The 15990-nt window shown below is 45.4% G+C and carries 9 protein-coding genes; 5 read left to right on the top strand and 4 right to left on the bottom strand.

Annotated elements, in window-relative coordinates:
* Window positions 1–33: 33 nt before the first annotated feature.
* From A8708_RS24935 to A8708_RS24945, 3 genes are all read right to left on the bottom strand, one after another.
* A complete protein-coding gene (locus tag A8708_RS24935) occupies window positions 34–2472 on the bottom strand; it encodes an S-layer homology domain-containing protein (protein WP_068668024.1) in 2439 nt (812 codons plus the stop codon).
* 80 nt (window positions 2473–2552) lie between these two features.
* A complete protein-coding gene (locus A8708_RS24940) occupies window positions 2553–3122 on the bottom strand; it encodes a hypothetical protein (RefSeq protein ID WP_068668026.1) in 570 nt (189 codons plus the stop codon).
* A gap of 464 nt (window positions 3123–3586) precedes the next feature.
* Window positions 3587–5158: an ABC-F family ATP-binding cassette domain-containing protein gene (locus tag A8708_RS24945; protein WP_068668028.1), complete on the bottom strand. Its 1572-nt coding sequence runs from the start codon at window positions 5156–5158 to the stop codon at window positions 3587–3589.
* 177 nt (window positions 5159–5335) lie between these two features.
* On the opposite strand from A8708_RS24945, the gene A8708_RS24950 reads away from it, so the two are divergent.
* Genes A8708_RS24950 through A8708_RS24960 form a run of 3 tightly spaced genes read left to right on the top strand, consistent with a single transcriptional unit; the run spans window position 5336 to window position 7010 of the window.
* Window positions 5336–5782 carry a hypothetical protein gene (locus A8708_RS24950; RefSeq protein WP_068668030.1) on the top strand — a complete coding sequence of 149 codons (447 nt, stop codon included), beginning with the start codon at window positions 5336–5338 and terminating at the stop codon, window positions 5780–5782.
* A gap of 1 nt (window position 5783) precedes the next feature.
* On the top strand, window positions 5784–6005 hold the full coding sequence (locus A8708_RS24955; protein WP_068668032.1) for a helix-turn-helix transcriptional regulator: 222 nt from the start codon (window positions 5784–5786) through the stop codon (window positions 6003–6005).
* A 36-nt stretch (window positions 6006–6041) separates the two neighbouring features.
* A complete protein-coding gene (locus A8708_RS24960; RefSeq protein ID WP_068668034.1) occupies window positions 6042–7010 on the top strand; it encodes an NAD(P)-dependent alcohol dehydrogenase in 969 nt (322 codons plus the stop codon).
* A gap of 241 nt (window positions 7011–7251) precedes the next feature.
* On the opposite strand, the gene A8708_RS24965 is transcribed toward A8708_RS24960, so the two are convergent.
* Window positions 7252–8142 (bottom strand): LysR family transcriptional regulator, encoded by an 891-nt coding sequence (locus A8708_RS24965; protein WP_068668036.1) that lies wholly within the window; start codon window positions 8140–8142, stop codon window positions 7252–7254.
* A 195-nt stretch (window positions 8143–8337) separates the two neighbouring features.
* Here A8708_RS24965 and A8708_RS24970 point away from each other — a divergent pair, with 195 nt between their 5' ends.
* On the top strand, window positions 8338–10539 hold the full coding sequence (locus A8708_RS24970; protein WP_082927783.1) for a YhgE/Pip family protein: 2202 nt from the start codon (window positions 8338–8340) through the stop codon (window positions 10537–10539).
* A 213-nt stretch (window positions 10540–10752) separates the two neighbouring features.
* Window positions 10753–15957, top strand: coding sequence for a carboxypeptidase regulatory-like domain-containing protein (locus A8708_RS24975; RefSeq protein ID WP_068668038.1), 5205 nt, complete (start codon window positions 10753–10755; stop codon window positions 15955–15957).
* Window positions 15958–15990 lie beyond the last annotated feature (33 nt).

A 15990-nucleotide genomic window follows, 5' to 3' on the forward strand; every position in this document is an offset into this window, starting at 1 on the left:
AATGGGCAGCCTTGCGGCTACCCATTTCAACTCTTATTTAAGTAAGTTGTATAACACTTGAGCAGCTTCAGCTCTCGTGGATAGGTTTTGCGGGTTAAGCTTAGCGTTATCCCCTGTAAGGATTCCACTCTCAACAAAGGACTTGAATGCTTCTTGTGCAAATCCTGCGATTTGGTTAGCATCCGTGAAACTAGACAATGTAGCTGCTGCAGTGCTTTTTGGAAGCTTATTTAGTACACCTAACGAGCGATGTAAAAGAGTGAATAGCTCCTCACGAGAGATGCTTTGATTCGGTGCGAATTGGTTTTCGCCTACTCCACCTGCAATGTTAAGACGTTTGGCCGCTGCCAAATAAGGCGTGTAGTAGGTGTTGCCTGCATCCGCGAAATTATCTTTCGCGTTCTCTTCCGGCGCAATGCCGTATGCTTTTAATAGTAGCGTAATGAACTGCCCTCTCGTCAGCCTGTCATTCGGACTGAAATGATTCTCATCCGTGCCGCCGGCAATTTTATTCGCTGCTAAAAAGTTAATCGCTTTAGCATACCATGCTGAATCGGCTACATCTGCAAAGCCAGAGTTCGTGTACGTAATTACAACATCCGTCGCCGGACTTGGGTTATACCCGTATTTGGCTGCATATCGCACTTGATAAGTACCTGTGGATAAGCCTGTCGTTTCGGTCGCTTTGGCTGCTGTGTATTTGGCAGCTCCAAAAAGTTTGTATTCCAACTGTGCGGTTGTGCCTGTGATTTTGCCATCCGCGCTCAATGAAGTTACTGCTGCTGTCGTGCCAAGTCCCGTAGGTGCTGCAGGTTGTTCCAAATTCAAGTCAATAATCGTAGATGGGCTTGGTTTGAAACCCGTCTTAGCTGCAACTCGCACGTAATACGTACCTTGTGTAAGTCCTGTAAGGGATGTGCCTGTTACGGGTGCATAGGCCTTATCTTCTGCGCGTTTGTATTCAAGAGCTGTGGATGTACCAATAATTTGACCATCTTTGCTCGCATCTGATTGTGGAGCTTTCCCAGTCAGTCCTGTAGGAGCACCTTGGTCAGCCGCACCTTGCAGTTCGGAGAAAGCACGATCAAGTGCTTCAATATAGTTGTTGTAATTTACGCCTTTTTTCCCGTTCAATTCATAATTAGGTTGAATATCCTTCCACGTGTACATTAATTCCACATGATCAAGAATTGGGGCTGGTTTGCCTTGAGCATCCTTATGATCCTTATTGTAAATAAAGAAGTAAGGCACTTGCAGTTTGTTAGCCACATGTTCGGTACCATTCGCGTCTTTGTAGCTGACATTATTGCTTGCTTTGGCATACAGCGTTTCGATATTCGTTAAATAAGTATTGACTAGATCGACGTAACGATCGGCAAATGCTGCTCCAGTGGCTCTAATTTGAAGGAAATTGCTGCTATCCGTTCCTGCTGGCACATCTGGCGTTCCGCCAATTCCCCCGTCTAGCTTCGTATCCCAGTTGTACACTTTGGTTACATTGTATTTCTTCGCATACTCATTGACATACTTCGCAACTGCGCGCGTATTAGGGCACCAGGAGCATCCGAATAGGAACACGTAGTACCCTTCGCTTTGCAAGACGCTGTTCAGTTCGTCGTAGGTTACAGGATCAAGCACGATATCTTTATCCGCTTCGCCAAAGATCGTTTCTCCCGCGAATTCATTATAGGAGGAGGCAATATAGTTGTTATTCGTTTGTTCAGCTTGCAAGCCTGCTTTCAGGTTAGCTGGAACTGCATCGAATGCCGCGCTAACTTTCGCTTTATAGGCATCAGCTTTGGCTGTATCCACCACACCATCTGTTAAAAGGGCATCAATTCCCTCTACAGAAGCAATGATTGGGGCATTGTCAGAGCCATTTTTGTTGTTTTTGTTGTATACGAATAAGTAGGGGGTTTGAATCTTTTGAGCTGTACCCGTCAAAGTTTTGGTAACTACGTTCGGCGCTTTGCCTGACGTTACGTCATTGCTGTATGTAACACTTTCTGAACCTTCGATTTGCGTGCTGAGATTGGTCAAATACTTGTTAACCAGATCAACGTAGCGTCTCGAGATTGGATTATTAGCTGAATCAGCGATATCCGTCGCTGGATCCGCGCCATCTAACCGCGTATCGAAGTTATAGACGGACTTGATTCCTTTCGCTTGCGCGACTTCATTAATGTAACCGACAACGGATTGTGTATCTTTACTCCAAGCACCACCGAACAGGAAAGCATAGGTTCCATCGGAGTCTAGTAAATAATCAAGTTCATGATAGGTTGTTGTTTTAAAAACGTTCTTATCGTCAACGAGATTATCATATTTTTGGTTAAAATAACTTGTATAAGTGCTGTTGAGTGGGGGTGTTGATGTTGCCGCGCTAGTTTGGTTCGTATGTAAAAAAGGGAAAACGAGCGTAGCAGCCAAGAGCAGCGTTGCGGCTTTTTTCGTCGTCGATGATGTAGTCATGGTATTCTCCTCTGTGTTAGTTTCGATTGTTCTCTCTATTTATCTATCTTCTATTTACTGATTTCTGATTGTGACTCCGACTAGCAACCCTCTTCTTCGATATCGCAGTTCTCTTCATCTTGTGCAGCAGGCGCAGGCGTTGCAGCTGCTTTGGCAGGTGCTGGCGTAGCTGCCGGCTTCACTTGCGCAGGTTGTGGAGTCTCTGCGACTGCGGCTTTAGGCTCTTCTTTCTTCACCGGCTCGGCTGTTGGTTTAGGCTCTTCCTTTTTCGGTTCAGCCGTTGTGGTTACGGCTGCTGTCTTTACTTCAGGTGCCTTCGTGTTCACAGCAGTAGTTGCTGTATTGCTAGTTGTAGGTGCAGTTGTCGCTTCTACTGTTGCTGTAGCTGCTTGTGTTTGTGGCGCTTCTGCAACTGGCGTTGCAACTGCTTGCGGCTTCGTTTCAGCAACCGCGGTTACAGCAGTGGCAGTCTGTGTTGAAGATTCCACTTTGGGATTTGCTGAACTGTTTTGCGTAGATGCAATAGAAGCCACGCCATTATCCTCTGTACTCTTCGAAGCAGATACCGTGACCGCATAGATGGCAATAAGTACAGCAATCGCTGCGAGTATTGCCAATAATTTAATTTTTGATCGTCCAATGTTAACCATGTTTGAACATCCCTCTCCATGTAAAATGTATGTACTTCAATTACTAGCCAGTTGACTTCCCTCTTCGCTGTAACCCTCCTTATATGCATCAGAAGATAAAAAAAAGAGACACAACGAAGAGCAATAACATCTGCTCCTGTTGAATCTCTGGCTGTCCAGTAGATCACAATCCATATTCTGTTGAGATGCATACGACATGTGTGAATCTCAATGTAAACATATCTTAAATGGCATTGCGGTTTATGTCAATGATTTTTTAATTAATTCCTATCGGTTTTCTTGGAATTAGTTTTTTGAACTTTCTCGCCCATGTAGGGGCCGGGTTCCAGCAAGATAGTCGAGTTCTTCGACGATCTCGACCACACGGGCGGCGGGTTCCTAGTCGAGTTTTTCGACGATCTCACATGTTCTCCAGCTAGTGACCTCAAACTCAAGAAGCTAATGCGGCGGAGCCAGCACCTCATTTATAAATTCTGCTCAGTGACCCCTGACACTGGATCAAACGTCAGCATTTTCGTGCCGATTTTATCAATAAAGAACCGGTCGTGGCTGACTGTAATTACTGCACCAGGGAAATGAATCAGCGCCTGCTCCATGACCTGAATACTCATAAGATCGAGATGATTCGTCGGCTCATCCAAAATGATGACCGCGGCGCCTGAGAGAAGACACTTTGCTAACGCGACCCGCGCCTTCTGACCACCGGAGAGGTTGCCAATAAACTTGCTAAGGTCCATCTCCGAAAATTGCAGCATGGCGAGGAATTTGTTCACCTTTTTCCGCGGCGCATCCAGCCCGAGGCCGTACGTATTCACCGCATGGCTAACGGTATCCTTCGGATTAAGCTCTTCCCACATCCGGTTAAAATACGCGTAGCTAACGCCTCTCTCCCAGATCACCTCGCCGGACTCCGGCTTCTCCTGTCCCGTAAGCACCTTAATGAGCGTGGATTTCCCGCTTCCGTTCGGGCCAACGATGACTAGGCGGTCTTCCTTTTGAATATCGAAGCTAACGTTCTGAAAGATGGTCCGATCCTCGTACGTCTGACCGATCGCTTTCACTTCGCACAGCTTGTCCGGAAACCGCAGCCGCTCATAAATATCCGTGATCAGCACGTTGACGGGGTGCGGTTCGATCCGTTTCTTGTTATCAGCTAGCTGACGGGAGAGGCGGTCCTTGGACATTTTCTTGCTGGCGCGGCTATCAATGGCCTCCGATTCCATGAGGAGCAGCTCTTCTTCCCACTCGAATTGGCGGTCGAGCTCCTTTTTGCGCATCTTCTTTTTGCGGATATAGTCGGTATAATTCCCCTCATAGTCCTGAAAACGATAGTTCTCGATCTCGATTACTTGCGTGACCACTTTATCGATAAATTCCCGATCATGAGAAATCAGAATCATCGCGCCTTTGAACCGATAGAGCCATTGCTCCAACCACGCGATCCCTTCGATATCCAAGTAATTGGTTGGCTCGTCCAGCAGGACAATATCAGGCTGTTCAATGAGCATTTTGGCAAGCGCCGCACGGTTTCTCCAACCACCGGACAACTCATCGACAGGTTGATACCGCGACCGCTCATTAAACCCAAGCTTCGTTAGAACGGTGTTGATCTCAACAGATACGTTCCATCCGTCCAAATGTTCCATTTGCTCAAACAGCTCAGCTTGCCTCGTCAGCAGCTTATCCATCTCGCTGTCATCCGTGACGGTGCCGAGCCTTTCACCAACCTCTTGCAACTCGCGTTCAATTAGAGCAACCTGCTCAAAACACCCCTCCAATTCTTGCTGAACAGACAAACTACCGGTCATTTCTGAGAATTGTGAGAAGTACCCTATTTTAACCTCAGGATCCACTTCTACTTTGCCCGACGTTGGTTCTTCCTTACCCATAATTAGTTTAAAAACCGTCGATTTCCCCGCACCATTCCGTCCAATCAAACCGATTCGTTCACCTTGACTTACCTTCCAATAAATATCGCGAAAAATCATCGCGTCCTCATATTTCTTCGTAACGTTCTCCAGACGAATCACGCTCATGGCTATCCCCTTTGTCCTGCTTCTACTTCAGTTCTAGGCTGATTATATCATGTTTGGGGTCACGACACTTTTAATAAAATGGTGTACTGTATAGTTGACTTAATGTATAGTATAAGTTACATTATGTATGGATTATTATACTAAATATTAAAATAAACATACAGGAGGCATGAAGTAATGTCCTACCAGGAGAACAAGCATATCGTCTCATTTATAAGCACGGTGCTGATTTTTAGTTTCTATTGTTGGTATGTCTTTCAAAAAGTGCAGGATACGAATATGGATACGATGGAAACTCTCCGCTTTTGGGCAGCTGCCATTCTCATCCTAATTCCCGTGTCTGTTGTAGCCAAAATCATCATCGCGATCATCTTTAATATCATTTATCGCATTACAACCAAAGAAGTGGAGCCTTCTTTCTCCGATGAACTCGACAAATTAATTGATTTGAAAGCTACAAGAAATTCGCATTATGTGTTTACGTTTGGTTTTCTTCTGGCCATGGGATCGTTGGTAATGGATATGACGCCTGCCACAATGTTCATCATCCTTATCATCGCAGGGTTCTTGTCAGAAATGGCCGGTGTGTTCACATCGCTCTACCATTATCGGAGGGGAGTTTAAGATGGGCAAAAGTTTGATCAGCAATCACATACGGAAGTTACGATTTAATCAAGATGAAATGACGCAGCAACAGTTGGCAGATCTAGTTGGGGTAACCAGGCAGACCATCGTCGCCCTCGAACAGGGCAAATACTCCCCTTCTTTGGAATTGGCTTTCCGTATTTCGCGAGCTTTTAAGATACCGCTGGAAGATGTTTTCTTTATCGAGGATGAGCAGGTGTGAGCACGACCAACGATAATCCGTCCAGGAGGGATATGAATGAGAGCGATTGTTTGTACAAAGTACGGAGCACCCGATGTTCTTCTACTGAGAGAGGTGGCTAAGCCAGAACCTAAGGACAATGAAGTGCGGATTAAACTACACGCGGCCGTTGTCACCCCGTCAGATTGCGCTTTTCGCAAGGCTGATCCTTTCATCATCCGATTGATGTATGGGTTGCGCAGACCCAAACACACGATACTCGGCGTGGAATTCGCAGGTGAGATTGATGCTGTGGGTAAAAGCGTGACAGCCTTCCAGATTGGCGACCGTGTTTCAGGTATTAGTCCGACTAGTTTCGGAGCTTATGCGGAGTACGTCTGTCTACCAGAAGCTGGCACCTTGGTTGGTCTTCCAGATAATGCGAGCTACGAAGAGGCTGCAGGTCTCTGTGACGGCGGCTTAACGGCATTGGTATTCCTTAGAGATGCCGCACAAGTACAACGCGGGCAAAAGGTATTGATCAACGGTGCTTCCGGCTCCGTGGGGGCTTATGCAGTTCAACTGGCGAAGTACTTCGGCGCAGAGGTGACGGGTGTGTGCAGTTCAACGAATACAGCCTTAGTGAAGTCGCTGGGGGCTGACCATGTTATTGACTATACCCAAGAGGATTTCACCAAAAGCGGTCGGACTTATGATGTTATTTTCGATGCGATAGGTAAAAAGTCGTTCTCCCAATGTAGAGGCTCTTTATCCCCGCTAGGGGTCTACCTCACCACCGTTCCTTCGCTAGGCATTATACTTCAGATGCTATGGACATCTAAGTTCGGCAGTAAAAAAGCGAAATTCACAGCTGCTGGCTTACAGCAGAAGAAGGCGAATCTCGCGTTGCTCGCGGAGCTTTTTGAGACAGGTCAGATGAAAGCTGTGGTGGATAGGCACTTTCCGCTGGAACAGATGGCCGAGGCTCATAGGTATGTTGAAACAAGGCGTAAGAAGGGGAATGTGGTGATTACGTTTGGGGGATAGATGAGGCTCAAAGGTAAGACCGTATCCATCTTTTGAAATCATCCCTTGTTATCGTCCAGACTCTCTATGGTCCGAAATTACCGAACTAAACTCGCTTGTCGCGTTGGCTAAAACCCCCCTCATATAAGGAGAATGACTATTTAATTGGGATATCACGGACTATTCCAATTCCAGGTTTTGCCTGGAGATTGTGTATTGTGTGAGCTATAGTGAGCTTGGGCACATGGGTAGGCACCACACTTCACTCCAAATTCGCATACAAATGCTGCGTATACTCCTTAATAATCTCAGACACTTCAACATCCTTCTTCGTGATGCGCCAGAGATAGTTCGGGTATTTGCGATATTTGCCAATCGGTATAGCCACGACCCCGTTCTTGAATTTCTCTGGCATCGTAGTCACGATGTAATCTGTCGCAATGGTAATGGCATTCCCGCGGCTAACCATTTGCATGATGGCTTGGGTGTTGTTCGTCGTCAAGGCAATCCGGTTGCCTGAATCCCCAGCAATTAACTCCGCTGCAATCCGCTCAATATAGGCATCTTTATAAATAACCAACACTTCATTATGTAAGTCGGAACCCGTTATCGCAGGTAGAAACCGCAAAGGTGATTGCTTATTCACCACAATGACCGCTTCCCCGCGAATCACGGGCTCCCAGGTGAAAGAATCATCCTGACTCTCGCGCGACAAGGAAACGAACCCCATATCCGCCTCCCCTTTCATAACTTGATTCATAACCGCTGTATTATCCCCCTCCAAAAGTTGAACATTAATATGAGGATAGATTCCCATAAATGTAATCGTGGTGTCCGTTACCAAAGAAACCATGCCGGGTATCGTAGCGATGACGATATTGCCTGTGTTGATGGGTTTGGATTTAGAGAGCTCATTTCGCATATTGCGGATATTAGTCAGAATCGTACGTGTATACTGCATAGCTTTAAACCCATCTTGTGTAAGAACAATCCCTTTCTTGGAACGGGTAAAAAGCGTAGCTTCCAACTCACTCTCTAATTGAGAGATGGATTGACTGACGGCGGGAACGGTTATCCCGTGCTTTTTGGCCGTTTCTGTAAACGAGCCCGATTCTGCCGAATCCACGAAATACTGAAGCTGTATAATATTCAATGGTATCCATCCTTAATTAATTGTTTATATTAATAAATTAAACTTAAATATATTTTATCATCCGTCAGTGGTATTATACAGTAATCCTATTCACCTTGCCGAGTCACCCTAGATGGAATCTTGCATCTTCGAATAAATGATTGGAATAAGGGAACATCATTAACGACGATTGTCATAAGTAAAGGAGCATTGCAATTGAAAAAAAACATATTTAGCGTATTTGCATCTGAATTTCGCCGCTTTATTAGGAACCCCATGATGATCATTACTTTCGTAGCTGTCGCCTTAGTTCCTATTTTATATAGTGGCTTCTTGCTAAAAGGGACATGGGACCCCTACGGCCAACTGGAGAAACTGCCGATCGCTGTCGTCAATTTGGATCAAGGCGCGGACTTCCAAGGCGAGTCACGAAATGTAGGCAAGGAATTTATCGATGAGCTGAAGGAAAACAACAACTTTTCGTGGGGATTTATGAGTGCCGAAGAAGCCGCACAGGGAATGAGAAATAATCATTATTATGCGACGATTACCGTCCCCCCCACATTCTCAACAGATGCAGCGTCCATTACGAGCTCAACACCGAAGCAGGCAGAAATTATTTTCGAATCCAATAGTTATTACAATTTTGTCGCCGGTCAAATCGGAGAGAGCGCAACAAAAGAATTAAAAAACAAGTTATCCAAAACACTGACAGAAGCTTATTCAACGAGTATTCTCTCTGAATTTGAAACGATTTCGGATGGGCTAAGCGAAGCTGGGAAAGGTGCCTCCGATCTTCAGGCTGGCGCACAGACGCTAAGTGACGGGATCCATGAGGTTAAAACCAATTTGGTTATTCTTGCGGATGGCACCAAGCAACTCGATGACAGTGCTGGCTTGTTACAAAAGGGGGCGACTAGCCTAAGCTCAGGCGCATCGGAAGTTAGCAAAGGTGCAGCTGCATTGGCTGGCGGGGTGAGTCAATTGCAAAACGCAGGCGCACAGCTAGAACTAGGTGCTCAGAAGTCAGCAGCAGGCGCTTCTTCCTTAGTTACAGGTTTGCAGGCCTCCCAAACGGGAGCTGATCAATTGGTTACTGGATTAGCCGCATCTTCCAAAGGCACTACACAATTAGTTGAGGGTCTTACATCAGCCCTAAGCGCTAGTGATAAGTTAGAAGACGGCTCTGCACAGCTCGCCTCCGGTCTTGAGGCATTCGTCGCCGCGCATCCTGATCTCGCTTCGAATGGAGCAGTAACCAAGCTCCTTGCAGCCAGCAAGGATGTCGCGGAAGGAAACAAGAAGCTGCACGATGCGGAGAAGAAGCTCCTTACAGGAGGGCAGTCTGTCGCTTCTGGCACGGAAAAGCTAGTCACCGGCGCTGAGAAGCTCCGTGACGGCAACAAGCAGCTCGTTGCTGGAGCAACGCAACTTCAGACAGGTGGGCAGCAGCTTGCGGATGGCTTACACACCTTCAATGCGAACTTGCCACAGCTAGCTGCTGGCGGCACGAAGCTAGAAAGCGGCGCGGCGCAAGTCAGCACCGGAGCTACGAATCTGGCCAGCGGCATGACGCAAATGACCGCAGGTATTCACAAAGTTGCCAGCGGCGCGGCGCAGCTGAATGATGGAGCTACTGCGCTTGACGCAGGTGCACCGAAGTTGGTTGATGGCAGCGGACAACTCGCCACGAAATTGAACGATGCCGCGAAGCAAACCGCTGCCGTCAAAGCGGATGACAATACGATTAAAATGTTAGCAGAGCCTGTGAAGATTACTGCCAATGACGATCGCAAAGTTGCGATTTATGCAAACGGCATTGCTCCTTACTTCATATCCATGGCGCTGTTTGCAGGCTCGCTAGTGTTCACGACGATCTACGCAGCCAGAAGTACTTTCACGCCAGGGGCCCGAGGGTTTCGATTGCTGGTAAGCAAGCTTCTTACTTTTAGTCTCATGAGTATTTTCCAAGCTGGAATTGCAACGACCGTCCTCACCTATGTGTTAGATTTGAAAGTGCAGAGCATTCCGTTGTTCTATATCTTTACCTTCGTCGTCGGCCTAACCTTCATGCTGATTATCCAAATGTGCGTTACATGGTTGGATCAACCAGGTCGATTCGTGGTTCTGCTGCTGATGATCCTGCAATTAGCTTCAAGCGCCGGGACTTATCCACTCGAGCTTCTGCCGAATTGGGCCCAAGCCTTACACCCTTGGCTCCCAATGACGTATGCGATTCAAGGATTCCGATATGTCATCTCTAGCGGTCAGTACACGGACATGTGGCATCAGGTGGGCTACTTGAGTATCTACCTTGTTGGTTCCTTGATTCTAACGAGTGTTTACTTCCTTACACGTAAAAAGACTGAGAATAACAAAGATGATGAGCATGAGCAGTTGATGCCTGTTACGGTGTGAATATAGCAAGGGAAAGGGCTAGGAGTCACCATAAGGTGATTCTTAGCCCTTTTGTTCGTTCAGGCACTCATCTTCGAATGAGGAGTAAATTTTAAACAAGTCCTAATAAAAATCGGCAAAAACCAACAAATAAATTCCAATTTATGATACGATTTGTGTATCTAAAGAACTATTAAAGGATCAGGAACAGATTTCTGTAGGAGAGATGTACATATGAGAAAGTTAAAGATTTTTATAAGTATTTGTTTGCTGTCTAGCACGTTACCGACATCGGTACTTGCCAGCTATAAACTCGATCAAGACAATAATGGCGTTGATATTCAAGATGTGTATAATACCCTTCAAAATGAAGAAGCCATGCGCACCATTACAGGGAAGAATATTTTTGATCAAGCTGATATTCGCAATTTATTACGCCAAATTCAGCCTAGTAATCATCAGGCTATTCTAGGAACCGTTACAGGCTTCATCACGGATGAAACTGGGGCCGCGGTTAGTGGGGCTACGATTAAGATTGATGGAACTAGTTTGGAAATACTGACTGATGCATCTGGTCATTTTCAATTTATTAATGTCCCTACTACTTATCAAACGAAAGTTCATGTCACTAAAACTGATTACGAATCGATTGCCTCAGAGGTTTTTAATATACAGACTGGCGATATCCGCAATTTGCCCAATATGGTTTTGAGGAAAACTCCTGCCTACGGTTCCGTTTCTGGCTATGTGTATGGCCCTGATAATGTGGCACTGGCGTCGGCATTTGTTACAATCGATAACCCCACTACCCATTTGACTGGGTATACCAGTTCTACTGGATTTTTCATCTTTAGCCAAGTACCGACTGGCGAACAAAGCCTCACCGTAACGAAGGACACCTACACGCCATTTACTACATTTCCTTTTAACGTAACAAAAGACAATTTAACTCCTATACCTACCATTCATCTTGCCAAAACAGATAGTCCACAACTGAAAGGCAGCATTCAAGGTGTGGTTACGTCAGACAATAATCAACCTCTTGGGGATGCTTTGGTTAGCGTCACTGGTAGTACTTCTCCCATCCCGACTGATAATAATGGATCATTTACTCTCTCCAACGTACCTGTAGGAATAGTTCAACTACAAATAGTAAAAGATGGTTACCAACCTAGAACCATTTCTGGCATTAACGTTTCAGAACATATGTACGATGCAGGAACTATCAAGCTCTCTCCTGTTAAAGGTATTGTAAAGGGAACGGTTATTGACGAGAACGGAAATTCCGTTAGCGGAGCTCTAGTCTCACTTGATGGCGTGTCGGCAACCACGAACGGAAGTGGGGAGTTTACATTCAACGATGTTACACCCCGCAGCGGCGCGACGCTCATCGTTACGAAAGATACCTATGAGACGGCAACGGTACCTACCTTTGATTTAACTCCGGGTCAAAACAAGGAACTTGGCAATGTGGTCCTGAAGAAGGTCAAAGTTTCTATCTCAGGCAATATAACTTCCACTACGGGAAGCAGCCTATCATCCGTACAACTCCATGTCAAAGGAACCGAAATAACGGTATACACAGATGCTTCTGGCAATTTTACAATTCATAACCTTCCTGTTGGCAGTCATACGCTTCAGATCTCAGCGGAGAATTATGTCGGGCAAGACATATCTGTGAATGTTCTGCAAACTGGGAATTCCCCAGTCTCTGTAAACCTTGCGCGTCAAACAGCTAATGTACAGGGCTACGCTAGATCTACAACCGGTGAGCCCATAACGTATACACAAGCTACAATTCCAGGGACTAGTTACACAGCATATGTAAACGAAAGCGGTCAATTCACATTCTATAATCTGCCTGTGGGATATACCATTCAAGAGATTGCTATTGCAGACTATCAGCCAAAACTTCCGCTAACTGCGATTACAGTGACACCAAATCTTAACAATATTGGTTCAATTGAGTTTCAACCCATGGGATCAATCACAGGCGTAGTACGAGCAAGTGATGCAGCCAATAATAATCCCTTATTATCCAATGTGACCGTCACTCTGCAGGAAGTTGGCGGTAGTTTCGTGCAAACCGTTCATTCTGATGCCGAAGGTGCTTTCTCCTTTACAAATATCCCTGCAAATGCAAATTATACCCTCACTGTTGAGAAAGCAGGCTACATTTTATATCCGTTGGAGCCGTTTGCTGTTAATCGAGGACAAAATTATAAGTATCTTTACTTACAACAAGGTGTAGCCGTAACGAATGAAACCCAGCTGCTAGCGGCATATGCTGATCCAAGCGTTCCCTATATTTTACTGCTTAATGATATCCAACTAACGGAACCTTTCAATTTCAACCGAGCGATATCGCTTAGAGGGGCATCACTTTCCAATTCCAACATCAAGCTAACCTCTCCTAAATTTTCAATTTCATCTGCTGACGTTGGTTGGAGTGGAATTGATATGTATTGCGAAGTTGGCAATGACGAAACGAAACTGCAAGGGGCACTTTACAGCTTCGTAGGGGCAATTAAGTTAAACGGTCTTGGAAATTACGATGGATTCATCCGAATCGTATCGCAAAAGAATTACTTCATCACCGAGGGTACTAGCAATCTCACTGCATTTGTAAACAACGCCGAAGGATTAGGAAATGCACTTGCCAATCCAGATGTATCCACAATCTATGTAGCTGAAAACATCTATTCTTACGGCAATTTAGATTTCCCAAACCGTCCGATCCACTTTATTAGCCAAACGGAGAAGACAATTCAAAAGGATAGCTATTCCAACACTAGCCAAGTCCAACTGACGAATGTCAGATTATTGCCAGAGCACGATACGGTGCCACCTATCCTAACTGCTGTCTCTACGGGTGTCGTTGAACTAGATCTACGTGATGTAACAGCCACATTAAATGAGTCCGCTACGCTTTACTTGGTGCCAGAAGGAACAACACGCGTATTAGAAGAAATTACCTTGCAGGCAGTTTCAAGTGTGTTCGTCGCAACAAGCGGGCAAGCTTCAGTGAAGTTAACATCAGTGCCTCCAGGGGACTATATCCTGTATGCCGTTGACTCTGCTGGCAATATCTCGACAGCATCAGCAACCATTAATGTGCATAAATCTTTATCAAAGGTCATGTCGGATATCCGCAACGCCTTAACTCTTGCGAACATGGCGTGGATAACCAAATATGATTTCATACGGGCAGGCATTCAAAACATAGATGGAGCACAGCTCGAGTTGTATCAAATCGCACTCTCCATGGATAAGGACGAGCTGCTTTCAGCCCCAAGTAATCAAGATTTTGTTGCAATCATACAGAGCTGGGTGGATACTGCGAATACCGCGCCGATCATTCATCGAGCGTTAATGTCGGGCATTAACAATAGCCCTTATGACTGGTCAGTGCTCAATAGTAATGCTGAGGCCATCCTCAGTGCTTATCAGCTAACTGGGATTTCCTCTTCCTCACAGCTTGCTGTAGCTGAGAATCTAATGGAACTGGCCTTCCAGCGCGGCAGTTATAAGCTTCTAACAAAGACTGAAATGCAAGAGGCCATCTATGACACATTGCCTTCGACAGAATTGTCCAACTGGGTAGGAACACCGCTTCAACAAGGGCTCGGGACGAGGCGTGTAGCTCTCAGTTTTAGTATGAAGAACGCTAAAGGGGTCCCACTACAAGGTTATACAGCGGACGATCTTACAATTAAAATTAACGACGAAGAAATCAACCTAAGCAACACCGAAACTTTCCCTTCATTTGCATACGATACGGACAGCAGCTCCTACCAAATCGTATTTGAAGGCAGCGAGAGTTCGACAACGTATACACTTTCGGATCTTTCACTTCGTGGAACAGTCATCCAAGGCGAAGCGTTATCCGTAACGACACCAAGTCCAGGAGTTCCTGTTACATCGATTAGCTTGAGTATTTATACGAACTCTACTCGTATTCCTACCCGTAGTTCAAGTACAGTCACCTTAATTATTGCGCCGTTTACGGCGACGAATAAGGATATCGTCTGGCATATCGAACCAAGCGAAATTGCGACAATTTCCCAACAGGGGAACCTGAGTGTTACAGGCATTGGGCATTTCACACTCACAGCAACAAACCCGTTATCTGGGATCAGTCAGACACTGGAACTGGAAGCTGTAGATACGGATTCTGCACTGAGTGCCGTACAGGCTTACGCAGCAAGCGGAGGAACTTCATCCTTAACCTTGGAAGTTTTTAAGAATACGTGCATCGGGAACATCGTGGATAGTGCATTCGAGAATTACAAAAGAGCAATCGTAGCAAAACGCGGCGAATTCGCGGGCTTACAAAACTATCAAATTTCTAATTTACTACAAGACATTATAAGTGAGTACACCTCTACCGCAGCTCTTAACCAAGCACTCTACGCATATATCGATGATAACACTACAGCTTGGGACGAACTAGATAAAGATGCATTATCCACTATGGGTGTTTATCAAACGGATGAGACCAACTATCCGTATGTAAAGCAGGTAATCTTGGATACATTTATAGAGAATGGCGGGCCATTCAGTCGCACTCAGTTGACTACATTGGTTACTAAGGTACCTAGCTTCTCCATTAGAAGCTATAATCCAACTGTCTATGCCACTCAGATGATCAGTCAACATTTGAATAGTACAGGCTCTAATGTTGTCGTGACATTCAAAGTAGCTAATTTATACAACGAGGGTAATACAGGTCTTACTTCACAGGATGTGAAAGCACGGGTTGGTGGGGAGACAAGAGGTTTATATGACTCTGAATTGTTCACGAACTTTCTAAATCTTGGTGGTGGTGTATACAGTGTTGAAGTCTTGGCGTCTGCTTTGGCGAGTCCTCTCCTGATCGAGGCTTTAACGGTTCGAGTGAGCCGCACAGATATACCAATTGCAACCGACATTTCAGTAAATAGACAAGCTGCGTTGATCGAGCGATCTGTCGCGAATCATACGCTGAGCATTGTAGATGAATTGTTATTCACTGTAGGCAACCTGCCAAGCTTGCTTGGACTTAACTTTTTGGATCTTATAACTAAATTGGAATCGGCCTACGTTGCACATGGTAATGTACTTACGGAAGCGTCGATCCGCCGAATTATTAATGGCATGCATGTTGTAAGGTCGTATCATCAAACCCAATCAGCGACCACAGACACTTACAGCCTTGAATTTCAGCAAAATATTACTGGCAGCTTAATGTATTCGGTATTTGCACGTAATCAGAGCGGGTATCTAGCTACGAACGGGACAGGCTATTCTACCAATGTGTATGACCTCACATTCGGACACACATCATCTTTCCCTGTCGTTATATCATATATTTCCAGTCCAACGGAAAAGCTGAGATACAGCAGTGATAATTCCCTTGTGCCTGATTTTGAAATTATTTTTACAAACTCCTCCTCATAAAAATAACTAAATAAATCCCACTCTCCTATTTCG

The organism is Paenibacillus oryzisoli (assembly GCF_001653565.1).
GTDB classification, from domain to species: domain Bacteria; phylum Bacillota; class Bacilli; order Paenibacillales; family NBRC-103111; genus Paenibacillus_E; species Paenibacillus_E oryzisoli.